We start from the raw sequence: 26,828 nt of genomic DNA, 5'->3' as shown, positions 1-26,828 counted from the left end.
CGCCCGGGGCCATGATTGACCCACACCCCGCCCCGGGGGGGGCCCCGCCCCCCCGGGGGGGGGCGCGCCCCCCCCCGCCAGGGGGCCGGGAATGCTCCCGATACTCCGCCGGATAAAGCCTACGAACACATCCGCATGTATTGCCGACGAATCCGGTCTCGTTGCATTTCGTCTGGGCATGCAGTAAGGGGCGCGCCATGTCGTCCACACCCGCAACGAGTACGCCCTGCCCGCCGCAACGCTTCGAATATCTCGATCTGCTGCGCTGTCTCGCCATCACCGGCGTGACCATCATGCACAGCGCCGCGCCGCTGCTGTTCAGCTCCGCGGCCAGCGAGGTGTGGTCCGGACTGACGTATTCGTCCCTGTGCCTGTTCTGCGTGCCGTCGCTGCTCATGATAAGCGGCGCGCTGCTCCTGGGCGACTCCCACCCGCTCAGCCTGTCCAGGTTCTATGGCAAGCGCTTCATGAAGATACTGGTCCCGCTGGCCGCCTGGTCGGTCATCTACTATCTGGTGCTCTGCCTGCAGGTCGGCGACCTGCCGCACCTGTTCACCTTCCTCAAGCGGTTCTTCACCGGCCTGTGGTCCGGGCCGCTGTGGTTCCTGTACATGATCGTTGGAGTCTACCTCATGGTGCCGTTCATGCGCCCGGCCTTCTCGGACACCTCGTCCGGGCGGGGCCTGGTGTTCGTGGGCATCACCTTCGGCCTGCACGCCCTGAACTTCGCCACCCGCCTGATCTGGGAGCAGGAGCTGAACCGCTACCTGTCCGGAGCGGTCATCCCCTACTATTTCGGCTACTTCGTGCTGGGGCACCTGCTCAATTCACGGGAGGTGAAAATCCCCGGCGGCAAGCCTCTGCTGGCGCTCCTCTTCCTGGCCTGCGCCGGAGCCAGCGCTGCCGGGGAATTCGCGGCCAAGGGCCAGAACACCATGCTCCCCAACACCTTCTTCAACTACCAGCAGCCCCTGACCGTGATCATGTCCGCGTCCATCTTCCTGCTGTTCAAGGGCTGGAAGCCCGCCATGAGCCAGAAGCGCGGCAGGCTCGTGCGCGAGTTGAGCAGCCTGAGCTACGGCGTGTTCCTCTCCCACGTGCTGATCCTCATGCTCCTCACGGGACAGATTCCCCTCATCTTCCAGCCGGGCGCGGGTCTCGACTGGCGCACCGTGCACCCCTGGGTGGGGCCGGTGCTGACGGGACTGGCCACGCTCACCCTGTCGGCCCTGCTGACGGCCGGGCTCAAGCGCATCCCCTGGGTGGAGAGGATCGTTCCCTAGCGCGGCATTCCTGGGCCGCCCAAGGCCGGGTCCGCCCGGCCCTGACCGAGACCGACCGGCAGCAAAGCCCGGAGCGTCCCGAGAGGACGCTTCGGGCTTTGTTTTGTCCCTGCCCCTCCCTGTTTGCGCACCGCCACGGACCGACATTTTCCCGCGTGACAAGAATGGTCGCCGTCCCGTACGTACTTTAAGAATCATGGGCTCCAGGGCTCGCTCCCAGTGCGGCCAAGCAGGGGAGGTTCCGGGCGGGACAAGGGCACCCGCCAAAGACGCACGGCAGGAGGCCATGGCGAGATGACGGATGACGCCGCCCAGCGCGGCTCGTTTCGTGGATGGCGTACGGCAGGATCATATGCAGTAATACTATCCCGCCCCTGAACAACGTACCAGCGACAAAGGGATGGAGATGAAAGCGTACCGCACCCTTGCGAGAGTGGTTTCATTGTTTCTTGTCTCTTCGATACTTCTAGCCGCAGGCGCTTATGCGCAACAGTTCGAAACTCCTCCGACGTTCCAAACCCAGTCTGTCCTTCCAAAAACAATACTCTCCGGCCCCTCGTACCGGATCGACAACACGGTCCAGAACGACGGATATCTCAACACATACGTCATCCACTCCAGGTTCGGGGATATGAGCGCAGTCTCCACCGCGCTTCTGTACACGCGCATCGCGGAGATACAGGCCATGGAGAAGATGGCCGAACTGGCTGGCACCAGCGCCTTCGGCAGCTCCCTCGCGGACAAGGGGAAGCAGACCGTCCAAGGCGCGGTCAACCTGGTGACCGCGCCCGTGGACACCATCGGCGGCGCGCTGTCGGGCGTCGGGAAGATGTTCGCGCGCGCCCACGAGAACCTGGTGGAGAGCACCCCCAGCAAGTACGAGGACAGCCGCGTCCAGAACGTCGTCGGCTTTTCCCAGACCAAACGCGACTACGCCAAGCAGTTCGGCGTGGATCCCTACTCCACCAATCCCATCCTGCAGGAGAAGCTGAACGCCCTGGCCAAGGCCGGATATGCCGGCAGCATCACCGGCAGCGCCCTGCAGGCATTGATCCCCGGCGGGGTGGGCATCGCCGTGTCCGGCGTCAGCGGAACGGCGATGCTTGGCGACATCGACCTCTCCGTGCCGCCCGCCGAATTGCGCAAGAACAACCGCGAGGCGCTGATCCGCGCGGGAGTGGCCGAATCCGTCGCCAGAATATTCATCAACAACGAGCAGTTCACCCCGACGCAGCAGACCGTCATCGTCAGGTCGCTCGCGTCCATGCCCGACACCGCCGGCAAGCAGGAGTTCGTGGAGTTCGCGGCTGGAACCGCCGACCAGGACCTGGCCCTGTTCAGGCAGCGCATGAGCCAGTTGTATGCCGGGATCGACGCCAAGGCCGGGAAGCTGAAGCGGTTCGTACGCCTGGGCAGGTTCGTCGGGGCCGAGCGGGAGAACGGAGGGCTCGTCCTGGCGTTCCCCCTGGATTACCTGGCCTGCACCGGGACAACCTCCGCCATCATCGAGGATATCGACAGCCAGGCCCGCGCCCTGCCCGCGTCAGGCGTGGAGGTGTGGCTGACCGGTAAGGCCAGCCCCATGACCCACAAGCTTTTCAAGCGCTTGAAATGGAAGGTGCGGGAAGAATGCGCGAAACAATTGCTGGGGACCTGGTATTGAGATACTGGGGAAATGGCGTTGCGGCCGCTGTCCGTTTCAAGGCTGGTGCGGTTGCCCCTGCGTTCCGGGGCCTGAAAACTCACATCCCGGAGGTTGGAATGCGTCGCTCACCGAACATATCGGCTCTCACGTTCGCGCTCATCCTGCTGTTGGTGCTCCCCGGAATGGCCCTTGCCGGAAAAGGGAAAAAACAAGCGGCCCAGTCACCCGCCGGAGACGAACAGGCCGCCAGGATTCTCGAGAAGAGTTGCAAGGCCCTGACCGGTTTCACAGGGTACTCCTTCAAGGCCGCCGTGACCCTGGACAAGGTCTACCAGGACGGGTCCAAGATCCAGGCGGGCAGGACCATGAGCGTTAGCGTGAAGCGGCCCGGAGCGTTCTCGATCGTCACTGAGGGCGACGATTTCTGGGCGACGTCCGCTTTCGACGGCAAGGTTTTCACCCTCGCCCTGCCGGACCGCAAGGTCTACGGGCAGATCGAGGCGGCCATGGACACGGACGCGCTCATGGACATGCTGGCCACCCGCTACGGGATCGAGTCGCCCCTCGGGGACCTGCTCTCCAACTCTCCGTGCACGAGGCTCGATTCCAAATCCGGGTTCTACGTGGGCAAGGCCAAGGTGGACGGCGTGGTCTGCGACCATCTGTTCTTCCTGGGCAAGGACGTCGACTGGCAGCTCTGGATCGAGGACTCCCCGGCCAGCCTGCCGCGCAAGATGGTCATCACCGAGAAGAAGCAGCCCTCGGCCCCGCAGTTCACCGCCGTGCTGAGCGACTGGAAGACGGACGGCGCGGCCCTGCAGGTGTCGGGCTTCACAGCCCCCGCCGACTTCACCCGCGACGACAGCGTGATCACCGGCCGCAAACTCGGCAAGAAATAGGAGGCGCCATGAATCCCGAATGTGCACCACGTGTGCGAGGGATGCGTCCTCTCCCGTCGTTTATGCTCAGCCTGTTGCTGATCGCCGGGCTGGTCCTCATGGGGGACTGGCTGGTGATGCCGCAAACCTGCGACGCGCGGGGCGGCGGCAGGGGCATGGCGGCCGGCCCCAGGGGCGCGGTGGCCAGCTCGCCGCGCGGCAGCGTGGCCGTGGGCCCCAGGGGCGGAGTAGCCGCCACGGGCCCCAGGGGCGGGGCTGCGGTGCGAGGGCCTAGCGGAGCGGCGGCGGCCCGCGGTCCGTATGGCGGCGAGGCCGTACGGGGACCTGGCGGAGCAGCGGCAGCCCGAGGGCCATACGGAGGAGCCGCCGTGCGCGGACCGGCCGGAAACGTCGTGGCCGCCCCGCGCGGCAGGGTTGTGCCCCCGCCCGTGCCCGTGCCCGTTCCCGTGGCGCCGGGCTACGGCTATTACGGCTACGGACCGTCGGCCGGCGGGGTGGCGGCGGGCATGGCCCTGGGAGCCATGCTCACCGTGCTGCCTGCCACGGCTATCGCCATATCCGGTTCCTCCCACGAGAAGGTGTATATGGTCGACACCAAGTGCTACCAGGAGGTTATGGAGAACGGCAAGACAGTTTACCGGGAGATCAGCTGCCCGTGAAACGACGCCCCGGCCAGGCCTGGCCGGGGCGTTTGTTCTCTCGGAGCGGGACACGGAGCCGGCACGGCCGCCCGTTCAACCGGTCCGGGACGAGTCCTGCCTGCCCGGCCTCCTGCGCATGAAAGCCACGGCCATGGCTCCCGCTCCCGCCAGAATCAGGGAGGCGGGTTCCGGCACGGCCTGGAGATTGCCGAAAAGACCGTTGCCCTCGCCATTGATGCCCGCAGTGAAATAAAGTTTTTTCGGGTCGAAGAATTGGCTTCCGTTGCCGAAGTCCAAGGACCATAACCCGTCGATGACCAGGGGGGAGCCGTTTTTGTCCAACAGGGTATCGATGAAGGCTCCTGTCACCGGGTCATAGGCGTTGATCCTGCCGTCGCCGAAGTTGCCCACGAGCAGGTCGCCTCCGAAACTGCCGAATCCCGCCGGAGCCAGGGCCATGCCCCACGGCGAATTCAGCGCACCATCCGTTACGAGGCGCGTCAGCAGATTGCCGTTCGTGTCGAATTTGTCCACGAAACCGAAGCCGGGCCCGGCCTCGTCGTCGCTGGTCCCGAACTTCACCTTGGCATAGGTGACAAAGATGTCGCCGCTCAATTCACGGATGCCGAACGGCGCGTATCCCGCGGGCAGGGTGGGGTCCGTGAACCCGCCCGGAAGCGAGACCGGGGAATAGTTGCTGTCGAAGACGTCCACCCGGCCATTCTTAAAGTCGGTGGCGAAGATTCTCCCGCCGTCGATGGCCAGCCCTTTATAGACCGACCCGGAGCCGGAATTGTCCACGCGGATCGGGGCCACCGTGCCGCCCTGCCAGCCTGCGATGGTGCCGTTCTCGGTGGCGAACAGGAAGCGGTCGCCGAGGAACAGCCCGGAAGAGGCGTTGAACACCGCCCCGGTCGGCGCGGAAGAGGCCCCGGACGGGATGGTGACCACCAGCCCCTGTTTGACCCCCTTTCCGTTGTAGAGGGTCGAGAGCCCGGTGCCGTTGTCCGCCACCCAGAACGGGCTGGTGGGGCTGAAGGCCACCCCCCAGGGGTTCACCAGGTCCGGGTCGGTGGTGGCAGCGAGACCGGGGATGTCCGAAACCAGGTTGACCTGCACGAAGCCGGGAGTTCCGGCACGCGCCGCCCAAGGCAGCAGCAGGCCGGCCAGCAGAAAAACTGTTCCGCAAAAACGGTGTGCCCGCATATGGTTACCCTCCTTGAGTATCCGTTCCCTTGCGACGCCGAAAACGTGGATACTCAACAGTGATGTATGGAGAGCAAAAAGCATGCTTCCCAGCAATCCAGAATCAGGCACACCGTATCGTGACACATCCCACTGGGAATGATGAAGTATTCACTTATCGTTCTGAACCCCCACAAACAACACCATCAAAGATGCGGTTGCTCCTGAAAATTTCCCGACACATGAGAACCTACTGTGTAAGAATTTCAGACAACAGAAACATAACGGTTTTCCCACGCAAAAGGGACCAAGCCTTACGACCCAGCCCCTTTCAATATGTACTGCCCCCACGAACCGGGTCTCCTTGAGAACGCCGCCGCCTCGACACGGCTAGGCTTCGCTCAAGGCGGGGAAACCCGCTCCCGGGGGCTCATGCCCGGAAGACCAGGTACGTTCCTGGCCCCTGGGTCGATCTTCGGGGACCGACTCCGCCGAAAGGATTCGGCCGGTCACACGCGCGTACTCCTCGAATTCCTCCAGCGGCAAGGGGTGGCTGAACAGATACCCCTGGTATGCCTTGCACCCCAGCCGGGCAAGGCAGAGCCTCTGCGCCTCGCTTTCCACGCCTTCGGCTATGACCGCCAGGCCCAGGGTGTCGGCCAGGGCGATGACAATCTTGGCGATGGCGGCGTCACAGGGGTTGGTGAGGATGTCACTGATGAAAGTCCGGTCGATTTTCAGCTGATCCAGGGGCAACAGCTTCAAGTAACTGAGCGACGAATACCCCGTGCCGAAGTCGTCCAGCGAGAAACCAATCCCCCGGCTCTTCAAGGCGACCATCTTGGCTATGATGTCCTCGACGTTGTGCAGCACCAGGGATTCCGTCAGCTCCAGCTTGAGCCGGTGCGGGTTGGCTCCGGTGCGCTCAAGCACATCCATCACCTGATCGACGAAGTCATGCTGCTGAAACTGGCGGGCGCTGATATTGACCGCAAGGGTGAGGTCGGCCATTTCCGGGCGGGAGGCCCATTGCCTCAATTGCCCGCAAGCAGTTTCCAGCACCATTTTACCCAATGGCAGAATAAGCCCGGTGTCCTCCGCCAGGGGAATGAACTCGGCGGGAGACACCATGCCGCGACGGGGATGCCGCCAGCGCATCAGCGCCTCCGCCCCCAGCAGGCGGGCCCCCTCGCCCACCTGGCCCTGGTAGCACACGAAAAACTGACCCGCCGCGATACCCTCGCGCAGGTCCGCCTCCATCGCCGCGCGTGCGGTGATCCTGGCCTGCATCTCCGGGTGGAAGAAGCGTATGGTGTTGTGGCCGGCGGCCTTGGCCTGATACATTGCAAGATCGGCCTGCTTCAACAGCTCGTCGGCTGTCCCGAGACCGCCGGCGAACAGGGTGACGCCGATGCTGGCCGTACTGTGGTGCTCGTGGTTGGAAATCCGGAAGGTATGGTTGAGCGCGGCGAGTATCTTTTCACCCACCTTTTCGGCCTTGTTGGCGGCGCTTTGCGGGTTTTCGCTCAGGTCCTTCAGCATCACCACGAATTCGTCGCCGCCCAGGCGGGACACGACGTCCTCTTCCCGGACGCAGGCGGCCAGGCGTTGCGCGGCGTGCTTCAGCAAGGAGTCGCCCTTGTCGTGGCCGAGGGTGTCGTTGAGGGATTTGAAGTTGTCCAGGTCGATGAACAGCAGCGCCCCGACGCGCCGGTGCCGGGAACAGGCGGCCAGCTCTTTTTCCAGAAGGACGAACAGCAGGCGCCGGTTCGGCAGGGCAGTCAGGGTATCGTAAAAGGCAAGCTGGTTGATTTCCGCGGCCGCGGCCTGGCTGCGGCCGATTTCGAATTCGAGTTTGACCTTTTGTTCGGTCAACTCCTGGTTGCGGTCCGTCAGGAGCGTGGTCAAGGTATCAAGAACATGAACCACGGATACGATTTCATCACCAGCGCGACAGCTGCTTGCCGTGCCATCCAGCCTTGCCACGTCCTTCTCGGCCCGAAGACGCAGGTCCCGCAAAGGCTTCAGGGCATATCGCAAGAAAACGAAGGTGACGAGCATCGATCCGCCAGCGACCAACGACATGAACAACATCGACTGCCAATCCCCCTCTTCCAGCAGAGAAAACGCGGCGGAGCTATCGACCTCGGCCATGATGACCCAGGCCTCGTCAACGATCAAAACGGGCAGGTACACGAGTGACGTGTGCATCGTCTCGTTCGTTCGATAAATGGGGATTTTTTGCAGGAAAGCTTCCGAGATGACCGGCACTTCCGGCTTCAATCCTCCTGGCGCGCTTGAGGCCACCACCTCACCCGAGCGGCTCAGCAACGCCAGCTTCGCTCCGACCTCCGAGCCCAGGGCGCGCATGAACCTGTCGCCGATCTGCATCCCCACAAGGACCGTGCCGACGACTCTTCCATCCGTCTGCACCGGCTTGACGGATATGATCCATGCTCCGCCGGGCTCACTGGTGCTGACGATGCTGCTTCTGCCTGTCAGGGCCTCCTCGACACCCCAGACAAGGGAAACATCGCCGCTGCGGCCGGGCTCCTGGGCGCGGTAAAGTACGACGCCTGCATTATCCGTTACCTCGAGCAGGTCGACCATGGATTCCTGGAATACGGCATCAATAATTCTGGCGACCGCCTCGCGACGCCCCATCCCTCCCCGCAGCATTTCGTCCGATAACCCTTGATGCATCAACAGCATCTGGGTCACTAGTTCAGTCCGCTCACGCTCGCCCTTGATATGCGGCATGATCAGCTGCGAGATGGTGTTCACTTTGTCCACTTCGCGTTGCTTGATGGCGGCTTCGCGCAGGTGCTTTGACGAATGGAAGCTCATCAATTGGGAGACCAGTGCAATGACGAATAACGCCGCCGTCAAACGCCCCGCGATTCCGAACGATCTCTTCATGTGTTCAGATCCTCGTGAGACAGCGCAACGTCATTGCCCCGCGCGAGTTGTCACATGCATGGAAGCGACCGGCATCACGCCATGCATTCGTAATATGTCTTTCCCTTCCGGGGAGTTGACGAAATCCAGGAACTCACGACCGGCCTCGGTGAGCGTTCTTTCCTTGTAGATCAACCCGAATTCGATCCAGAAAGGGTAGCGTCCGGATTCGAGAGTCTCGACATTCAGCCCCATCGAATCCAGCGTGATGTAAACGAGTTTGGTTTTAGCCGCAGACAGCGCTGAACGATTGAGAAATCCGACACTGTTCGGGAAACGGTCCAGTAGTTCGATCATCTGCGAATCCAGATGAACCACCTTGACGCCCTCGTGCAGCTTCAGGTCCGCGAACACGGCGACCCCACGGCCGATGGCCTGGCGGGAAGCGTCCGTCACCTCCCGCCCGATGGCCCGTATCGTGCCGGGATTGCCGCCGAGTTCACGCCAATTGGTAAGCTTGCCGGTGTAGATATCGAGCATCTGGTCCATGGTGACGGTGCCTACGGAAACTCCCGCACCGCCTACGAACACGACCGGATCACGGCCCAGCGGACAGTAGAGTACCCCTCCCGCGAGTTCGGCTTCCTTGAGTGGCCTGCCGACGCGGGCGAGAGTCGCTGTGCCGTCGGTTACCGCGCGCACCGCCCCGGCGGTCCCGATCGTTTCCGGGATAACGACCTGATGGCGTTTCTGCCGGCTGTTGAACGCCTTTGCGAGTTGGTCCAGGACGTATTCCGGGTTGCCGCTCCCGGGGATGACCAAGGTTTCCGCTGCCGCATTCGTGACCAGTGACAGAACCAGCACGCAGAGCATCATTGCCTGAGAACGTCTTTTCATCATCAAGACACTCCCTCAGCACAACCCGGATAAATCGTTATATTTCGGCAAAAAAACGACAAATTCTCCAGGCTCTTAGCCGCAGATATGCCTCTCCCGGCATTTGCCAAGAGAGACAACACCATAGTCGCCCAGCCCTTACGCAACAGTGGGAATTACACTCTACGATATCAACAAAAGAAAGGACAAGCGCAAGAGGAAAATGCCTACTTTCTACATAGTGGTTGTCCGTATTATACTGGACGGTGAAAGGAAGATTTCCGGCCAGGGTATCCAACGGCAAAAAGGGCCAGGTCTTGCGACCGGGCCCCTTTCGAATTTCTGGCGCGCCAGGGAGGACTCGAACCCCCGACCGTCTGCTTAGAAGGCAGATGCTCTATCCACCTGAGCTACTGGCGCACGGGCCATCGTCCTACGCTCAAGCGGCCTTCCCGGTCAAGAACCGGGAGTTCGCGCCTTGACAGGCACGCCCCTTCCGGCCCACTGACACCGCTGAAACTCTCCCTGGAGGCCCCATGAAGTTGCGCGTCCTCGGCTGCTCCGGCTCGGACCTGCCCGGCCATCACCTCACCTCGTTCCTGGTCAACGACCGCATCCTCCTGGACGCCGGGTCCGTCACCTCGAGCCTGTCCCTGCCCGAGCAGGCCAGGATCACCGACATCTTCGTCACCCACCCGCACCTGGACCACATCAAGGACATCCTGTTCCTGGCCGACAACCTGATCGAGTTCTTCGGCCACCACAGCCGCCCGCCCGTGAACATCCGGGCCCTGCCCGAGATACTCGACGCCATCTCCACCCACCTGCTCAACGACACCATCTGGCCGGACTTCACGGTCATCCCGGCCAACTCCCCGGTGCTGACCTACGTGCCCATGCAGGAGAAGTCCCCGGTGGAGGTGGGCGGACTTAACATCTCCAACTGCCGGGTGAACCATGCCCGCTTCGCCACCGGCTTCGTGCTGCGCGGTCAGGAGGACAACGAGGTGCTGGCCTACACCGGCGACACCGGCCCGGCTCCGGGCTGGTGGGAGTACCTGGCGGGGCTTCCCTTCACGGTGAAGAACCTCGTCACCGAGGCATCCTTCCCCAACCACATGGAGGAGCTGGCCACCGTCTCCAGGCACCTCACGCCAAGGATGCTGCGCCGGGAACTCGAGCGCCTGCCCTACCGGCCCAAGGTGTACATCTACCACATGAAGGCGCCCTTCTCCGAACAGATCCAGGAGGAGCTGCACCTGGCCATGGACGGCTACTCCTACCACCTGCTGCGCGAGGACGAGGAGTTCGACTTCTGATTCTTCAGGACTTCGCCCCGGCCAGCTCCCCGACCACGTCCTTGAAGGCGTTCTTGCCCACGGCGAGCGCGCCGCCGAAGCCTCCGCCGGAACTGCCCCAGGCGCTGTCCAGGTAGGCCGCCTCCGCGCCAGCCTGTTCTTGATCGCGCGGCGCGCCCGGTTTATCCAAACGGACGCACTGTCGCCGGAGGATACGCCGTGGCCGAGCCTAGATTCGCCTCTTTCGCCGGATTCGAAGACTACCTGGACTCCCTGGGCATGTTCCACATGGACCTGGGGCTCGGCCGCATCCAGGCCGCGCTGGAGGCGCTGGGGCTCGCGCATCCCCCGTACCGGAGCGTCCAGGTGGTGGGCACCAACGGCAAGGGGTCAACGTCAACCTTCCTGGCCGAAATTCTCTCCTCCTCAGGGCTTCGCACCGGCCTGTACACCTCGCCGCATTTCGTAACGCCGCGCGAGCGCGTGCTGGTGGACGGAAAACAGCTGCCGGACGCCTCCTGGCTGGAGGCGGCCGAGGCAGTGCTTCGCGTGAGCCAGGACATATCCCCCGCGCACCGCCTGACCTACTTCGAGCTGATCACGGTGATGGCCGCCTGGATGTTCCGGCAGGCGGGATGCGCGGCCGCCGTGTTCGAGGCCGGGCTCGGCGGGGCCCACGACGCCACCTCCGCGATTATGCACGACCTCACGGTGATCACCCCCATCGGCATGGACCACGCGAAGATTCTCGGCCCGACGCTTATGGACATCGCCCGGGACAAGGCCCTGGCCATGCGCGAAGGAGTGCCAGCCGTGAGCGCCGCCCAGGTCCCCGAGGTGCTGGAGGTGGTCAGCGCCGTGGCCGCCGAAAAGGGCGCGCCGCTTTCCGTGGCCGAGGACGTTGCCGCAACCCACGGCGCATCCTGGCCGGACGCAACCGGCATGCCCGGGCCGCACCAGTTGGATAACCTGCGCCTGGCTCTGGCCGCCCACCACCTGCTGGCAACGGCATACGGCCTGCCGGTCGATGCCGAGGCGCTGGCGCGCGCGGCCCGCGACGCGTTCATCCCCGGCAGGCTCCAGGTGATCCCGCCAAGCACCGGCTGGCCCGCCTTCGTGCTGGATGGGGCGCACAACGTGCCGGGCCTGGAATGCCTGGGCGCGGCGCTTGGGGAGCTGGGCATCAGGCCGGACGCCCTCATCTTCGCCTGCCTGGGCGACAAGGACGTGGAGGCCATGCTGCCGCTGGCCCGCGGGCTTACGGAAGGCCCCATCTACGTGCCGGGCCTGGACGCGCCGGGCCGGGCGCTCGAGCCGCACGAGCTGGCCGCGCGCCTGGGGGACCGGGCCACGCCCGTGCGGGACATGGCCGAAGCCTTCCGGAAGGTGAAGGGAACGGCCGGAACCGTGCTGGTCTGCGGGTCGCTGTACCTGCTGGCCGAGGTGTACAAGCTGCGGCCGCTGTGGTTGCGACGGGGAGGGAATGACCGGGGTCGGCATGGGTCAAAACGACACGAAAACCCTGCGCCTCTTGGGGATTCCCTACCTTGACGAAAACGCTCCACATGGGATGTCTTGTGCCATTCCGGAAATAGGAACGGAGAAGGCGTACCGGCCGTATTCTCTCTTGAAGACACCTCGCCAGACCTGCCAGACCTGCCAGACCGCGGGATCGATCCCGGCCCGGAATCCCAAGGATGAGCATGGGGTGCTTGCGGCAACGCGAGCCCAGTCGAGAATCCATACTTACGGGGCATCTTCGCCCGAGGTCACGAACATGAAGTTGCTGGAGTCACTATTCCTGGAAGGAGTCTGCCCGGCCATCGTCAACGCAGTGAGCGACGGGGTGTACATCATCGACCGCCATCGGCGGATCGTCTTCTGGAACCGGGCTGCGGAAAACATTTCCGGATACACGCGCGAGGAGGTGTTGCAGACCTCTTGCGCCGACAATTTGTTGAATCACGTGAACGAAATCGGCCTCTCCCTGTGCCAGAACGCCTGCCCTGCCGCGCAATGCCTCGAGGACGGGGAGCCTCGGAGAGCCAAGGTGTTCCTGCACCACAAGAACGGCCACAGGCTGCCAGTCAATATTGAAATCCATCCTCTCCGGGAAGGTGACCAGATCGTTGGGGTCCTGGAGGTGTTCCGGATCAACGACCAGGACCGGATGCTCATGGAAGACTACCTGAGCTTGCAGCAAACGGCCTATGTCGACGAGCTCACCGGAGCCTGGAACAGGCGAAGTCTCCTTGTCTCCGTGGAGAGAAAGCTCGAACAGCTCCGGCGCTTCGGCTGTGATTTCGCCGTGGCCCTCATGGATATCGACAAGTTCAAGGATGTAAACGACACGTTCGGGCATCTGGTGGGGGACAAGGTCCTGGCCATGGTCTGCCGGACCATCATGTTCAATTCCCGGAGCATAGACGAGTTGTACCGCTATGGGGGCGAGGAACTGGTCCTGCTCCTGTCCGGGGTCCGCCTCGATTGGCAAGTCAAGGCCATCGGGGAGAAGATGCGCTCCCTGGTGGAGAGTTCCTTCCTCCTGGAGAACGGACGCCGGATCTCGGTCACGGTGTCTATCGGCGTGACCTACGCCATGCCCTGCGACACAGTGGAATCTCTCCTGCACCGGGCCGACACCAACATGTATCTGGCCAAAAACTCCGGGAGGAACTGCGTCTATGCCTGCCCTCCGCCCTCGTCGCTGGAACCCGGGAGCGGGCGCGGCCCCGCCTAGCGTCGCGGCTCGGGGCCCTGGTGCGCGAGGCAGCCCAGGCCTTCCTGGACGGCCTGCGCGAGAAGATCAAGTCCGGCCAGGCGAAGAACGAGACCACGCTGGCCTTCGACGCCCTGGCCCCCGCATCGCCTGCTTCGCCCGCGCCTGCGCCGGGCGAGATGAGAGACGGGGGAAACCTTTTCAACTTTTTACCCACATACCGCTATATGGGGTGAAATAAAATACCGCCTGCATAGAATTCGGGGAACCTTGGCCCGGGAAGCCAGGGAAATAACCACCTCACAAGGAGGAACCCCGAATGCCTTATCCCACCACGGCCGGCCCCGCCGGCAACTGCGCCTCCTCCCCCCTGCGCGCCGCCCTGGCCCAACTGGCAATGCGCCCTGGAATGCTCGAACACCTCGAGGGCATCGACGTAGACGGCGACGGCGTGCCTGACGTCCCCCTCGGGCCGCCCCCCATGAACCCCATGGGACGCATGCAGTGGCAGAACGCCATGGCCCATCGCCAGCAGATGATGCAGGCCGCCCAGGCGCGCCGAGCCCAGCGGGCCGACGTGAACAACCGGGTCATGCTGGCGACGCTTGAAGCGCACGACCCCATTTTCCGGCAGGTGCACCGCAAGATCGGAGAGTACGTCACGACTCTTCCCTCCAAGCTCCAACGGTCCATGGTCCGCTCGCTCACGGAAACGCCTGGCGCCTACCTGGAATTGTACCAGGAGATGCGAGAACTGTTGCTGCACATGAGCGGCGCGGCCGGTTCCGGGTCGCGTTCCGGAAACACCTCAGCCTCCAGGGATTCCCGCGTGGCCATGCGTCAGGCGGTGTCGGGGCGCATGAGCCCTCCGGTCCTGGAAAACGCGGGCGTCATGGACGACCGGCTGCCCGGAGCCTCCCGCGCGGCCGAACTGGCCGCGCTCAAGGCCCGGTGCAAGGCCGGAAAGGCCAGGGAGGGCGACCTGCTCAGGTACATCGAACTCTCCATGCCCGAGACATGGGACAGCTAAAGCCCCTCAGGCCGGACGGCTCCATCGGGCCGGTCTGGGCAACCATGCATTTCAACACTACAAGGAGAAGACCATGGACAATGATCGCGGTGACACCGGCGGCGACTCCGACGCCGGTATCAGCGGAAACGAAGGGGCCGGTTCCGATTTCGGCGGCTCCGGCGAGGGTGACGCCTCCGCCGAGCGGACACTGGGCGACATGGCCGATTCTTTCGAGCCCTCGAATCCCTTTTCCAAGGACGCGGAATACAAGCTGGGGGCTATGTTCCCCCCCCCAAATCCTTTTGGGAAAACCATGTCTGGCCTGCAGCAGCACATGGGGTTTCGAACCGGCGGATCCGACACCTCGGGCGAAGACGAGGGTTCCTACATCACGGAAGGCGCCCCCTACGCCGTGGGGGTGGCCAACAGCCTGATAAAAAACGGAATCATCAACCCGAAGGGAACCTACATCGGGGGCATCGCGGGCGACACGTTCAACCAACTCAGCCCCGAGACGCAGTCGATGCTCAAGGAGCGCATGCCCTCCTACCTCTCGACCCTTACTGGCATCGGGGCCGGGACGGGGCTAAGCGCGGCCGTGGACGCAATGGGCATCACGGGGCTCCTGGGCACCCTGACATCCGGTGTCGGAGGACTGTATACCGGAGTGATGTTGGACAGAGTGAACGAGCCCCTTCAGGAGCATTCCGGAGAAGTCTACAAGGGGCTGCTGCAACGAGCAGCCAGCGGATACTACGACTAAGCTGTCAACGAGGCCGGGCGCGTACGCGCCCGGCCTCGTCCTGATTCAATGGCAGGATGTCAGCACATGGCGAGATATGCCTATATAATAAAAAAAATGCCAAACGAAGAAGCAAAATACCGCCACTATATATCTGTCAACCATGAAACACCTCCGAACCTCATCGACAAAAAGAATCAAAACCCATCGCAAAGATAATAACCAGCGTGGTAAGCTGAGACGTTATCAGCGCGTCGTACAGGAGTATCTTCTTCCAATTTTCTTCCGTCACCCTCACGAGCATATTTCCCCCGATCAAACGGTTGTCATCCCAGGAACCACCCAGAGTGGACCAGCTTTCTATACAGCAAAATCATGAGGAATGACAAGGATGTAGCGACAAGAAACACCGCAAGCTCATACGCCGCCCTCCGCCACCCGCGCAACGACGTTCCTGCTTCCACGCCGTCATCGTCCCCCTGGGGAGACGGCATCCGCCCCTTCGCCTTACTCCGAAACATGATGGCTATGTTGATCCACAGAACATAAACCACCACGCCTGCAGCCACTAGGATCGCCAGCATCCTTTCGTTCATCGTGACGCCGTTCAAGGCAGACTCCTCATTATAGCCATATATAAATCACGATATGCGGAACAAATCGTATGGTCAATATTCGCGTAGCGTTTTTCGGGGCTCCCCTCAACAAGTACCTGCCTTCGGGAATGGTGCGAATCAGGCTACGCCAGCCTCCCGATTGCCATCACCCATGATGTACGCTAGTTTCCGGTATCTTTCCTGAAGGATACCCTAGCGTGAACAACCTGTTCCGACTCCTGCCGTCCATGGACCGGGTGCTCGCCGTCCTGGAGGGCGACAAGGCCCTGGCCGCCGCGCCCAGGCCCCTGGTCCGCGAGGCCGCCCAAGCCTTCCTGGACGGCCTGCGCGAGGAGATAAAATCCGGCCTCGTCACCGGCGAGGCGGAGCTGGCCTTCGACGCCCTGTCCCCCCGCATAGCCTGCTTCGCCCGCGCCTACGCCCGGCCGCGCCTGCGTAGGGTGCTGAACGCCACCGGAGTGGTGGTGCACACCAACCTGGGCCGATCCGTGCTTCCCGAGTCGGCCGTTGCGGCCGTGGTGGACGCCTGCCGCCACTACTCCAACCTGGAGTTCGACCTGGCAACCGGCCAGCGCGGCAGCCGCCACAGCCACATCGAGGCCGTCCTGTGCGCCCTCACCGGGGCCGAGGCGGCCATGGCCGTCAACAACAACGCCGCCGCCGTGCTCCTGACGCTCGAGACCCTGTGCAAGGGCCGCGAGGTGGTGGTGTCGCGCGGGCAGCTGGTGGAAATAGGCGGGTCCTTCCGCGTGCCCGAGGTCATGGCCAAGAGCGGCGCGATCCTGAAAGAGGTCGGGGCCACCAACCGCACCCACCTGCGCGACTACGAAGCGGCCATCGGCCCCGACACCGCCGCGCTCATGCGCGTGCACACCTCCAATTTCCGCATGATCGGCTTCACCAAGGAAGTGCCCCTGGACGAACTGGTGGCCCTGGGCCGCGAGCGCGGCCTGCCGGTGATCGAGGACCTGGGCAGCGGCACGCTCTTCGACTTCGCCCAGGCCGGGCTGCCTGGCGAGCCCACGGTGCGCGAGGTGGTGGCCGCCGGGGCCGACGTGGTCACCTTCTCGGGCGACAAGGTGCTGGGTGGGCCACAGGCCGGGATCATCGTGGGCAAACGCGAGTACGTGGACGCCATCCGCAAAAACCAGCTGGCCCGGGCCCTTCGCCTGGACAAGATGACCCTGGCCGCCCTTGAGGCCGTGCTGCGCCTCTACCTGGACCCGGAAGCGGCCCGGCGCGAGATCCCCACCCTGGCCATGATCTGCGCCGCTCCCGAGGAGCTTTCCCGCAAGGCCCGCTCCCTGGCCTCGGCGGTGCGCAAGGCCGTGGGAGGCATGTACGACGTGCGCGTGCGGCCCGGCTCGTCGCGCGTGGGCGGCGGCGCGTTTCCGGAAAGGGATTTACCAACCTCGCTGGTGTGTTTATATCCAAAGGATTCGTCCCTGACCGTGGACGAACTGCGCGCGCGGCTCCTGGACACCGACCCGCCCCTGGTGGGACGCGTGGAGGACGACGCCTTCTGCCTGGACCCGCGCACCCTCGCCAAGGATGAATTTCCCCTGGCCGCCCGGGCGCTGTCCCAGGCCGCCCTGAAGAACCACGCTTAAGGAGACACGATGAATCCTCTGGAACACGAATCGAAAAGCTGCTGGGACGTCTATTCCTCCAAGAAGGACCTGGCGGCCATGGACAAGCTGGCCAAGCGCTACGTGGAGTTCCTCACTGCCTGCAAGACCGAGCGCGAAACCATGGTCTACGTGCGGGGGCGCCTGCTCGAGGCCGGATTCACCGAGAACGTGAACGGCAAGTTCGAAGGCGACGCCAGCTTCAAGATATTCAAGGGCAAGACCGTGTTCATCGCCCGCAAGGGCGTCAAACCGCTGTCCGAGGGCTTCAGGCTCCTGGGCGCGCACGCCGACACCCCCAGGCTGGACCTCAAGCAGCACCCCATCTACGAGGACTGCAACGTCTCCCAGGCCAAGACCCACTACTACGGCGGCATCCGCAAGCACCAGTGGCTGGCCCGGCCCCTGGCCCTGCACGGCGTGGTGGCCAAGACCGACGGCAGCGTGGTGGACGTGGTCATCGGCGAGAACTCCGAGGACCCGGTCTTCGCCATCCCGGACCTCTTGCCCCACCTGGCCTACAAGCAGATGGAACAGAAGGTTTCCGACGCCTTCGAGGCCGAGAAGCTCAACATCATCATGGGCCACGCTCCCCAAGCGGAAGAGGCCAAGGGCAAGGACGGCAAGGAGACCAACTCCAAGGCCTCCAAGGTGAAGTCCAAGGTGCTGAAGCTTCTCAACGACCGCTACGGGGTGAGCGAATCCGACCTGTACTCCGCCGAACTGCAGGCCGTGCCCGCCGGTCCGGCCCGCTTCGTGGGCCTGGACGGCTCGCTCATCGGCGGCTACGGCCATGACGACCGGCTGTGCGTGTTCGCGGGGCTGGAAGCCATCCTGGCCGCGCCGAAGCCCGAGCACGCCCAGATCGTGCTCTTCTGGGACAAGGAGGAGATCGGCTCCGAGGGTTCCACGGGCGCGCGCTCCCGCTATTTCGAGCACTGCCTGGAGGACCTGGTGGACGACTGGGAGCCGGGCGCCAGGCTTTCGCGCGTGCTGCACGCCTCCAAGGCCGTATCCGCCGACGTCAACGCGGCCCTGGACCCGGACTACCAGGACGTGCACGAGAAGATGAACGCGTGCCTTCTGGGCCACGGCCCCACCTTCAACAAGTTCACCGGCCACCGCGGCAAGGTGGGGGCCAGCGACGCCCACCCCGAGTACGTGGCCTGGATCAGGGGCGTCATGGATACGGCCGGGGTGCCCTGGCAGATGGCGGAACTGGGCAAGGTGGACCTGGGCGGCGGCGGTACCGTGGCCAAGTTCCTGGCCGAGCACTGCATGGACATCATCGACTTCGGACCGCCGGTGCTCTCCATGCACAGCCCCTTCGAGCTGTGCTCCAAGGCGGACCTGTACGCCTCGTTCAAGGCCTACCAGGCCTTCCTGCAAAGCTGAGCACGGCTTCCCCGACAACCACAACGGCCCGGCGCGCTTTGCGCGCCGGGCCGTTTCGTTTTTCAGCCAGCTCGGCGTCTGTGTCGCCGGCTACCGTCAGGATGCGCGGACGCTACACGCCCGGCACGTCAAAGGCCTCGTGGGCCACGATTTCACCTTTGGGAGCCTTGTCGCGCAAACACGCCGCAAGAACATACTGGTCCGGCACTCCCCGGTAGGCGAGGCCCCGCACGTTCCCGAATCCAAAGCGGGCATAGAATCCGGGATCGCCCACGAGAACGATGCCGGAGGCCCCTAAGTCGCGCAACCGCCCAAGCGCCTCGCGGACCAGGGCGGAACCTATGCCCTGGCCTTGGAGGCGTGGCAGGACGCCGACGGGTCCAAGCAGGAACCAGCCGCTACGGTCTTCGCCCACGACACAGGGCGAGAGGGCGATATGCCCCACGCCCTCCCCGTCGACTTCCGCCAGCAGGGAAAGGGTCATGGCGCCGCAAGCGCGCAGGCGTTCGACAATACGATGCTCGAAGGGCTCAGCGCCGGGCGCATGAACCGGATGCCCCTTGAAGGCGGCGTACTGTATCTGCGAAATGCATAAAACGTCATCGGGACGTTCGTCTCTGATCTGCATCGAGGCACTCCTTGTGCGCGATGGTGTCACACGGCAGGCATGGGGTCAGACGGGCGCCAGGCCCGCCCCATGCGGCGCATGCGGCCTGTGATTGCCATGAAAAACGCCATGGGGTGGTTGCCGAACGAGAGTAAAGGGAGTCCTCCCCGAGGATGCCGGGCAGGACCAGGATGGGCGGAAGAGATCGCTCCGCAGGGGAAGACGCCTCCCCAGGCAAGGAGGCCCACGTCTTGGGAGCGCTTACCGGCCGCGGCTCTCGCCGACAACCCGCGCCACAAGATCCAGTGTATTGGTTCTCAAAAAAACCTCTGTTGAAAAGGCGGTTGAGTGAGAGGTTGATACGCAACGGGCCAAACGCCGTCAATCACATCTGTGCAACTTCGGCCAGCAACGAAAGAGTACGAACTTCCTACAGGGTTCCGGCTGTCGAATGAAACGGTACAAGAGCCGAAACGCCGTCAAGGCCGCATCCCTCGACCGTACCCGCTAAGCCGCCGGGAGCAGTTCCCTGCTCAGGCGCGGCGTGAACGCTTTCAAAAACGCGTCGGCCGAGGCCACCACGCCGTCGATGTTCTGGTAGTTCCAGGCGCCGCTGCGCCCCACCAGATGGATGCCCCGCTCGGCCAAGAACCGCGTGGCGAACTCCTTGGAGCGCGTGAGCCCCACCGTGGGGATCGGATAGGTGTGGTCCTGGCAGCGCATGTCGACGGTTTCGATGTCGTCCATGCGGCGCAGAATCCCGCGGCGCAAAAGGTCGTCCACCACACGCTCGGCCACGGCGCCCGGCCTTGGGGACTCGCCGTCCTTCACGGTGTACTCGGCCACCACCGAGGCAGGGAAGCCGTCGGAGTAGTTGTGCATCATGGTGAGGCGGTAGAAAACCTCGTCGCCCGCGAAGAAGACCCAGTGGCAGGAATCGAAATTGCCGAAGCTCCGCCCGTCCTTCAAGCCCACCATGACGAACAGGGTGTTATTGTGCCTGAGCTCCCGGCGCACCGGCGCGAGTTCCCGGTAGGGCAGCGCGTCGATCAAGGTGGTCAGGGGGATGGTGGAAATCAGGTTGCGGAAGGTCCCGGAGCTTCCATCGGCGAACTCCACCGTGTGTCCTCCGTCGGCCGGGTAGATGCGCGAGACCGGCGCGTCGAGGCGGGCCTGATCCCGGACGGCCCCGTAATAGTGGTCCACGAGTTCCTGGATGCCACCCTTGGGGTAGAGGAACTTGGCCTGGTAGGCCCGGCCCACGAAATTCTGGCCCATGGCCCCGCGCAGCACCTTCTCGAAGGGCTCCGGCTCGATCTTGTTGGACACCAGCTTGAGGGAAATGCGGTCCAGCGGGCTGTTCCAGATCTTGCGGTTGTAGGGGAGCATGAAGCAGCGGGCGATGCCCGAACCCAGGCCGCCGCGGATCCAGTCTTCGAGGTGGGCGAAGTCCTTGCGGCCGGCGGCCAGGGACTCCATGTACCCCACCACGCAGTCCTCCCAGTCGTCGTCGGGGAGCTGGTGCAGGCCGTTCTCGAAGGGGTAGTCGAGCTGGTGGACGGCCCCGTCCGAGACGTGGCAGACCTTCACCTCCCGGTCGCAGGACTGGTACTCGATGGGCAGGGAGCGCAGGTATCCGGCGAAAGCCGGGTCCTTGCCGTAGAGGGCGTGCACGCCCAGGTCCCAGGAGAAATGCCCGGTCCTTAGGGTGCGCGACAGGCCGCCGGGCACGGACTGGGCCTCGAACAGGGAGAAGCCGTGGCCGAGCTTCCTGAGTTCCGAACCGATGTACAGGCCGCAGACGCCGCCGCCAAGGATCGCCAGTTCAGCGTGAGCCACAGGCACCTCCAGTCGTTTTTCCACGATTGCCTTGTGTCCTGAAGAAAGAGCGGGCCACGTCGCGGATCATTGTTTCCCGCTCCCGGAATTGACGATCACCCTGGAACCGGGCTTCAGGGTCCGGTTCCAGGCGTCGAGCAGGACCGGGACGGTCCCGGCGGGCAGGCCGTGCCTCTCCACGAGGAGCAGGTCCACGCTCTGGTCCCGGAAGAGTCCGGCCCCCTGATCCGGAGGCACCGGCAGGACGCGGACCATGTGTTCGATGCCGGCCGAGGCCAGGTTCGAAGCGAGGGAATCGTCCACCTGCCCGGCCAGGGCGTACACCGTGGCGTCCAGGCGCAGGCTGCCCATGGCCCCGCTGGCCACAAGCGCCGTGGCGAGGCCCGAAAGCGGCCCGAGCACCACGGCCACGCCGTCCTGGGGAAGGTCGCCCCCAGCCTCGAAGAGCGCTTCCACGTCCGCGACGCGAAGCGGTCCGGGGACCCCGTTGGCCTCGATCCACCCCGCGCGCCCGGGAACCTCGCTCAGCTCCACGCCCCGCGTGGCCCAGAACTGGTCGCTGCGGCCGAGCCCCGGGGAGTCGATGACCAGGGGCTCAAGCGCACCGGGCCTGCGCACCCTTTTGGGAGCGGCCTCGGACGTGAGTTCGTGGGGCCGTTCGGTCCAGACCCCGGGGCGCTGCCCGGGAAGCGTGCGCAAGACGCGAAACATCTGGGAGGCGAGCGCTTCGTTGCGGAAATATTTTTCCCAGACCTGGCGCGCCGTCAGGCACATGAGCTTGAGCTGGGCCGGGGTCTTCGAGGCGAGCCAATCCCTCAGGATGCCCCCCGCCTCCTTGGCCCGGTCCTCCGGGATGCGCAGGCAGAAGGCGTCGTAGTCGATCTCGTCCTCGAAGGGCAGGCAGCCCTCGTCGTCCACCAGCACGGGGATGCGGGCCATGTACATGGTTTCATAAAAACGGAAGCAGATGTGGCCGATACCCCGGGGAGCGAGGACGGTCAGGCTGTTCTTGAGGGACTCGACGTAGCGGTCCTCCATGCCCCGTTTCCGATCGCCCTCGGGCAGGTAGTACCAGGAGGACTTGGTGACGTCGCGCTCCTCCGGGGTTTCCACGAAAGCCTCGAGGCCGGGCTCGTGCACCAGGGAGAACATGAGCGGGATGCGCACCACGTGCTGCACCGATCCCACGAAGCTGACGTCGTACCGGATGGCGGCGAAGTCCGTCATGGGGGCGTGGGCCCGGACGAAATCGTGGGCCGCATAGGGGAAGGGCACGCAGTTTACGTCCTTGCGCACCCGGTTGGCGCTGGTCTTGAAGATGACCGAGCCGATCCCCAGCGGGTTGTCCAGGTCTCCCGACTCGTAAAAGACGTGCTTGTTCTCGTGGGCCAGAAAATGCGGGAGCGTGTCCAGAAAGTCGCGTATGCGCGCGTACCCGAAGCGGGAGATGAAATGGCACAGTTCCAGGGGGAAGACGATCCAGTCCGCCTCGTCCGGGTCCTGGACGAGGCACGCGCCGTGCTGCTCCAGCCACTCGCCCGAGGGCTCGGCCGGGATGCAGATGGGAGTCCGAGCTGTTTCCGGCGGGACGGAGAAATCGACGCCCGGACGGTATATGAGGAGTTTGAGCGTTTTCACGTCCATACCCGCTAGCTCGAATGCTCGAGCGGCACGTCCGCGAGCTTTCTGGCCGAACCGTAGGCCCGCGATCCGCCGGGCAGCAGGTACATGTCCTTGGTCTCGAACCCGGACGAGGTGATCCATTCGCGCAGGCACAGCACGTTCGGCACGTACCAGTTGCTGAAATGGCCCAGGCAGTCGCCCGTGGTGTAGTAGGCCATGGGGACCTCCAGGTAGGGCTGCATGCGGTCCTTGCGGGCGGCCCAGACCGGGTCCAGGGTGTAGGCGTACTCCAGCACCGCGCCCTCGTAGAGCATGATGCCGCCGTCCTTCAAGGCGGCGTGGATGTTCTCGAAGGCCCACACCGGGTTCTTCAGGTGGTAGAACACCCCGAAGAACAAAATGACGTCGAAGTGGTTCCTGAAATGGGTGGACAGGTTGTAGACGGAGTCGCGCACGTACTCGGCGTTCGACCCCTTGAGGGCCCTCAGCAGGTTGTACCCGCTGGTTTCGGGGTCCTGGATGTCGTAGGAGGTGACGACGCCGCCCCGGCGCTCCACCTCGAAGCTGTAGGGGCCGGTCCAGGCGCCGATGTCCAGCACCCGCTTGCCCTCGAAGCCGCGCGGCCCCACCTGGTCGAGCAGGAAACCCTGCAGGCTGGCCGGCCCAGGGGTGGTCACGCCGGGAAACAGGTCCACCTGATGGTACCAGGCCTTGGAATCGAGCGCGGCGATGTCGTCGTCCGTGAGGTGGCCGGGCAGGACGCCCTTCTTGCCGAAGCGCCTGAGCAGGCCGAAACGCTTGTGGTGGTAGGCGTGGATCTTGTCCTCGGGCACGCCGCAGTCTTCCAGGGCCCGGCGCCGGGGCTCCTCCCAGCGGGCGGAGGTGATGAAGAGGGCGTCAAAATTTTGTCCGCCTAACATTTCGGGCCGGATCACCTGCCGGTTGAGGAACGTGGCCCCGGCCTGGGCGTTCTCGTCCACGAAGGCCAGCAGGTTGATGTCCTCAAGCTCGAGATGGCCGAGCATCTCCACGGCGTCCTTGCCCGTTCCCCACACCACGATGTCCATGGGAGCCTCCTTGGCGCTGTCGCGAGTCCCGCTCGCGCGCGGCGGCCCCGCCTGTCCCTGCCGCTCGCCTGGGCAGGCGGCAGGCGGATGCCGTGCGGGCAATTGCATATTGCGTTCCAACCGCCAGCCAACGGCGCTTACGCGGCACGCCCTGTGCATAGCCCAGTGAACCCGTGAAACCGACGCCCAGGAGGCTCCGCCATGCTCATCCCCGACGCGCAGGACAAGTACCAAAGCCTCATCAACTTCTGCCATTGGCGCAAGATCTACCAGGTGCCCGGCGACTTCGTGGAGATCGGCGCCCTCTTCGGCACCGGCACGCGCCAGCTCTCGCACTACCTTTCCCGCGAATGCCGGGAGAAGCGGCTCTTCGTCATCGACGTGTTCGATCCGGATTTCGACGTCACCGAGACCAGCGGCGGGCTCAACATGAAGGCCCTCTACAACGAATGGCTGGCCGCCACCGGCGCGCCCTCGCAGTGGCTGCTCTACCTGTGCAACGTGCACGGCCTCTCCAACGTGCACACCCTCCGGGGGGATTCGAAAAAGGTGGTGCTGCCCACCGGGGCGGTGGCCTTCGCCTTCATCGACGGCAACCACCAGGCGGACTACGTGCAAAGCGACTTCAGGATGGTCTGGCGGAAGCTGAGCCCCGGCGGCGTGGTGGCCTTCCACGACTACGGCGGCGACCTGCCCCTGGTCACCAAAGCCATAGACGACCTGGCCGCCCGGCACGCGCCGGATATCGAATACAAGCGCGCGGTGGCCCGTCATTCGCTCTATTTCATGGTCAAACGCCGCGCCTGCAGCCAAAGCGCCGCCGCGTAGACGCTCTTTCGCCCGGTCCTTTACAGACCGGCCGAGTCCGGCGATACTCTCTCCGGGCGCATTTTCGCGCCCGCCATCAGCATCACGGGAGAGACGCATGCCGGTCATCATGGGCACGGCCGGTCACATCGACCACGGCAAGACCACCCTCGTCAAAGCCCTCACGGGCGTCGATTGCGACCGACTGGCCGAGGAGAAGAAGCGCGGCATCACCATAGAGCTGGGATTCGCCTTCATGGAACTGCCCGGCGGCCACCGCGTGGGCGTGGTGGACGTGCCCGGGCACGAACGCTTCGTGAAGAACATGGTGGCCGGAGCAGCGGGCATCGACTTCGTGGTGCTGGTGATCGCCGCCGACGAGGGCGTCATGCCCCAGACCCGCGAACACCTGGAAATCTGCACCCTGCTGGGCATCCGCCACGGCGTGGTCGCCCTGACCAAGGCCGACGCCGTGGACGAGGAATGGCTGGCCCTGGTCACCGAGGACGTGAAGGCCTTCCTCGCCCCGAGCTTTCTGGCCGAAGCCCCGCTCGTCCCCGTTTCGGCCCACACCGGGCTGGGCCTGGACGCCCTCAAGGCCGAACTTTCCCGCTTGGCTTCCGAGTTCACTCCCAAACGCCGCTCCGACCTGGCCAGGCTCCCCATCGACCGCGTTTTCACCATGAAGGGCCACGGCACGGTGGTCACCGGGACGCTCATCGCCGGGCAACTCAAGGCCGGCGACGAGGCCGTGCTCTACCCGTCCGGCAGGCCCACCAAGGTGCGCGGGCTTCAGGTGCACGGCTCGTCCTCCGATGTGGCCCAGGCCGGACAGCGCACCGCCGTCAACGTCATGGGCCTGGAGGTGGACGACGTGGAGCGCGGAGAGGTGCTGGCCCACCCCGGCACGCTTTTTCCGAGCCTGGCCTGGAACCTGGAGGTCACCTGCCTGTCCTCGTCGCCGCGCGCGCTCAGGCACCGGGGCGAGGTGCACTTCCACCACGGCACCCGCGAGGTCATGGCCAGGCTCTACTTCCCGGACCGCGACAAGCTCGAGCCCGGCCAGACCGCCCTGTGCCAGGCGCGGTTCGAATCGCCCCTGGCAGGAGTCTCAGGAGACCGTTGCGTCATGCGGGCCTTCTCGCCGCTGCGCACCGTGGCGGGCGGCACCATCCTCTCGCCCATGGCCGCGCGCCTCAAGCGAAACGGCCCGGAACTTGCGGACCTGGCGGCCCTGCCCCAGGCGTCCCCGGAAGAGACGGTGCGCCTGCACCTGAAGCTCAAGGGGCGCGAGGGCGCGAGCTTCGCGGCGCTCATGGCCCTGACAGGGTTGGAAAGCCGGGAGCTGGAGAAGATTCTGCAGGGATTTTCCGGCAAGGGACAGGCCAGCCTCTGGGACAAGGACACGCGCCAGTGGATATCCGGCGAGGTGCTGGAGGGCCTAGGCGCCGGTCTTCTCGAGCACATGGCCGCCTTCCACAAGCGCGAGACCTTGAAGCAGGGCGTTGCCCGGGGCGAGCTGGCCTCCACCTGGGGGCGCGAGCTCGCGCCCAAGCTCATGCATTTTCTGGTGGAGCGGCTTTTGAAATCCGGCAGGCTGGCCCAGGAGCAGGAATTCCTGCGCCTGCCCGGCCACACGGTCAGCCTGGCCTCGGACCAAGAGGACCTTCGCGCGCGCATCCTCGGGGTCTACGAGTCCGGCGGGCTGACCCCACCCAACCTGAAGGACGTGCTGGAGGAGCTTGCGCTCACCTTCAAGCAGGCTCAGCCCGTGTACAAACTCCTGCAGGACGAGGGTCTGGTATCGCGCATCAAGGAGGAGATGTATTTCGCCTCCTCGGCCCTGGAGGGCCTGAAGGCCAAGGTGGTGGCGTATTTCGCGGACAACGCCGAGCTCGGACCCCAGGAATTCCGGGAACTTACCGGGCTCTCGCGCAAATTCGCCATCCCCCTGCTCGAATACCTGGACAAGGAAAAAGTCACCATGCGCGTGGGCGACAAGCGCCTCCCCCGAGGACGCTGACCCCCCGGGCCGGGACTTGCTTTT

23 protein-coding genes and 1 tRNA gene are annotated in these 26,828 nt (G+C 64.4%); 14 read left to right on the top strand and 10 right to left on the bottom strand.

All coding sequences use genetic code 11. The annotated features are described in order from the left end of the window. The first annotated feature begins 197 nt into the window (after positions 1–197). The 4 genes from ML540_RS03260 to ML540_RS03245 all read left to right on the top strand — a co-directional run bounded on the left by ML540_RS03260 (position 198) and on the right by ML540_RS03245 (position 4,486). A complete protein-coding gene (locus ML540_RS03260) occupies positions 198–1,283 on the top strand; it encodes an acyltransferase (RefSeq protein ID WP_243358500.1) in 1,086 nt (361 codons plus the stop codon). 631 nt (positions 1,284–1,914) lie between these two features. Next, positions 1,915–2,946, top strand: coding sequence for a hypothetical protein (locus ML540_RS03255; RefSeq protein WP_243358499.1), 1,032 nt, complete (start codon positions 1,915–1,917; stop codon positions 2,944–2,946). Positions 2,947–3,044: 98 nt separating this feature from the next. After that, complete coding sequence (locus ML540_RS03250) at positions 3,045–3,827, top strand: DUF2092 domain-containing protein (protein ID WP_243358498.1); 783 nt, start codon at positions 3,045–3,047, stop codon at positions 3,825–3,827. Positions 3,828–3,889: 62 nt separating this feature from the next. Continuing rightward, the gene (locus ML540_RS03245; protein ID WP_243358497.1) at positions 3,890–4,486 is read left to right on the top strand and encodes a hypothetical protein; all 597 of its coding nucleotides are present in this window, start codon (positions 3,890–3,892) and stop codon (positions 4,484–4,486) included. Between the two features lie 75 nt (positions 4,487–4,561). Here the strand turns inward: ML540_RS03245 and ML540_RS03240 are convergent, their stop codons facing one another. The 4 genes from ML540_RS03240 to ML540_RS03225 form a co-directional block, all read right to left on the bottom strand. Further along, complete coding sequence (locus ML540_RS03240; protein WP_243358496.1) at positions 4,562–5,674, bottom strand: TIGR03118 family protein; 1,113 nt, start codon at positions 5,672–5,674, stop codon at positions 4,562–4,564. Between the two features lie 369 nt (positions 5,675–6,043). Continuing rightward, positions 6,044–8,572: a putative bifunctional diguanylate cyclase/phosphodiesterase gene (locus tag ML540_RS03235; protein WP_243358495.1), complete on the bottom strand. Its 2,529-nt coding sequence runs from the start codon at positions 8,570–8,572 to the stop codon at positions 6,044–6,046. A 30-nt stretch (positions 8,573–8,602) separates the two neighbouring features. Further along, positions 8,603–9,448, bottom strand: a complete 846-nt coding sequence (locus ML540_RS03230) for a substrate-binding domain-containing protein (RefSeq protein ID WP_243358494.1) — start codon at positions 9,446–9,448, stop codon at positions 8,603–8,605. A 322-nt stretch (positions 9,449–9,770) separates the two neighbouring features. Further along, positions 9,771–9,847: transfer RNA gene (locus tag ML540_RS03225), tRNA-Arg, on the bottom strand. Between the two features lie 116 nt (positions 9,848–9,963). On the opposite strand from ML540_RS03225, the gene ML540_RS03220 reads away from it, so the two are divergent. Continuing rightward, entirely contained in the window at positions 9,964–10,746 is a 783-nt protein-coding gene (locus tag ML540_RS03220; RefSeq protein WP_243358493.1) for a 3',5'-cyclic-nucleotide phosphodiesterase, read from the top strand. Between the two features lie 4 nt (positions 10,747–10,750). Here the strand turns inward: ML540_RS03220 and ML540_RS03215 are convergent, their stop codons facing one another. Continuing rightward, complete coding sequence (locus ML540_RS03215) at positions 10,751–10,915, bottom strand: hypothetical protein (protein ID WP_243358492.1); 165 nt, start codon at positions 10,913–10,915, stop codon at positions 10,751–10,753. A 29-nt stretch (positions 10,916–10,944) separates the two neighbouring features. Between ML540_RS03215 and ML540_RS03210 the strand changes: the two genes are divergently transcribed. The 5 genes from ML540_RS03210 (at position 10,945) to ML540_RS03190 (ending at position 15,219) form a co-directional block, all read left to right on the top strand. Further along, on the top strand, positions 10,945–12,276 hold the full coding sequence (locus tag ML540_RS03210) for a bifunctional folylpolyglutamate synthase/dihydrofolate synthase (protein ID WP_243358491.1): 1,332 nt from the start codon (positions 10,945–10,947) through the stop codon (positions 12,274–12,276). 226 nt (positions 12,277–12,502) lie between these two features. Further along, the gene (locus ML540_RS03205) at positions 12,503–13,465 is read left to right on the top strand and encodes a sensor domain-containing diguanylate cyclase (protein ID WP_243358490.1); all 963 of its coding nucleotides are present in this window, start codon (positions 12,503–12,505) and stop codon (positions 13,463–13,465) included. 20 nt (positions 13,466–13,485) lie between these two features. Then, on the top strand, positions 13,486–13,680 hold the full coding sequence (locus tag ML540_RS03200) for a hypothetical protein (protein WP_243358489.1): 195 nt from the start codon (positions 13,486–13,488) through the stop codon (positions 13,678–13,680). Positions 13,681–13,763: 83 nt separating this feature from the next. After that, positions 13,764–14,474, top strand: coding sequence for a hypothetical protein (locus ML540_RS03195; protein ID WP_243358488.1), 711 nt, complete (start codon positions 13,764–13,766; stop codon positions 14,472–14,474). A 73-nt stretch (positions 14,475–14,547) separates the two neighbouring features. After that, complete coding sequence (locus ML540_RS03190) at positions 14,548–15,219, top strand: hypothetical protein (protein ID WP_243358487.1); 672 nt, start codon at positions 14,548–14,550, stop codon at positions 15,217–15,219. A gap of 305 nt (positions 15,220–15,524) precedes the next feature. Here the strand turns inward: ML540_RS03190 and ML540_RS03185 are convergent, their stop codons facing one another. Continuing rightward, positions 15,525–15,809 carry a hypothetical protein gene (locus ML540_RS03185; protein ID WP_243358486.1) on the bottom strand — a complete coding sequence of 95 codons (285 nt, stop codon included), beginning with the start codon at positions 15,807–15,809 and terminating at the stop codon, positions 15,525–15,527. Between the two features lie 203 nt (positions 15,810–16,012). Here ML540_RS03185 and selA point away from each other — a divergent pair, with 203 nt between their 5' ends. Next, positions 16,013–17,425, top strand: a complete 1,413-nt coding sequence (gene selA, locus ML540_RS03180) for an L-seryl-tRNA(Sec) selenium transferase (protein ID WP_243358485.1) — start codon at positions 16,013–16,015, stop codon at positions 17,423–17,425. A 9-nt stretch (positions 17,426–17,434) separates the two neighbouring features. Beyond that, entirely contained in the window at positions 17,435–18,838 is a 1,404-nt protein-coding gene (locus ML540_RS03175; RefSeq protein WP_243358484.1) for an aminopeptidase, read from the top strand. Between the two features lie 112 nt (positions 18,839–18,950). Here the strand turns inward: ML540_RS03175 and ML540_RS03170 are convergent, their stop codons facing one another. The 4 genes from ML540_RS03170 to ML540_RS03155 form a co-directional block, all read right to left on the bottom strand. Next, positions 18,951–19,466 (bottom strand): GNAT family N-acetyltransferase, encoded by a 516-nt coding sequence (locus ML540_RS03170; protein WP_243358483.1) that lies wholly within the window; start codon positions 19,464–19,466, stop codon positions 18,951–18,953. A 486-nt stretch (positions 19,467–19,952) separates the two neighbouring features. Beyond that, the gene (locus ML540_RS03165) at positions 19,953–21,284 is read right to left on the bottom strand and encodes a protoporphyrinogen/coproporphyrinogen oxidase (protein WP_243358482.1); all 1,332 of its coding nucleotides are present in this window, start codon (positions 21,282–21,284) and stop codon (positions 19,953–19,955) included. Positions 21,285–21,350: 66 nt separating this feature from the next. Continuing rightward, complete coding sequence (locus ML540_RS03160) at positions 21,351–22,928, bottom strand: exostosin domain-containing protein (RefSeq protein WP_243358481.1); 1,578 nt, start codon at positions 22,926–22,928, stop codon at positions 21,351–21,353. 5 nt (positions 22,929–22,933) lie between these two features. After that, a complete protein-coding gene (locus tag ML540_RS03155) occupies positions 22,934–23,974 on the bottom strand; it encodes a class I SAM-dependent methyltransferase (RefSeq protein WP_243358479.1) in 1,041 nt (346 codons plus the stop codon). A gap of 201 nt (positions 23,975–24,175) precedes the next feature. Between ML540_RS03155 and ML540_RS03150 the strand changes: the two genes are divergently transcribed. Next, positions 24,176–24,802: a class I SAM-dependent methyltransferase gene (locus ML540_RS03150; protein ID WP_243358478.1), complete on the top strand. Its 627-nt coding sequence runs from the start codon at positions 24,176–24,178 to the stop codon at positions 24,800–24,802. Between the two features lie 97 nt (positions 24,803–24,899). After that, positions 24,900–26,804 (top strand): selenocysteine-specific translation elongation factor, encoded by a 1,905-nt coding sequence (selB, locus tag ML540_RS03145; RefSeq protein WP_243358477.1) that lies wholly within the window; start codon positions 24,900–24,902, stop codon positions 26,802–26,804. The last annotated feature ends 24 nt before the right edge of the window (positions 26,805–26,828 follow it).

The sequence above is a fragment of the Fundidesulfovibrio terrae genome (genome assembly GCF_022808915.1).
Lineage (GTDB): Bacteria > Desulfobacterota > Desulfovibrionia > Desulfovibrionales > Desulfovibrionaceae > Fundidesulfovibrio > Fundidesulfovibrio terrae.
Note: the sequence above shows the minus strand (reverse complement) of the source record. Positions and strands in the feature narration are given on the sequence as shown.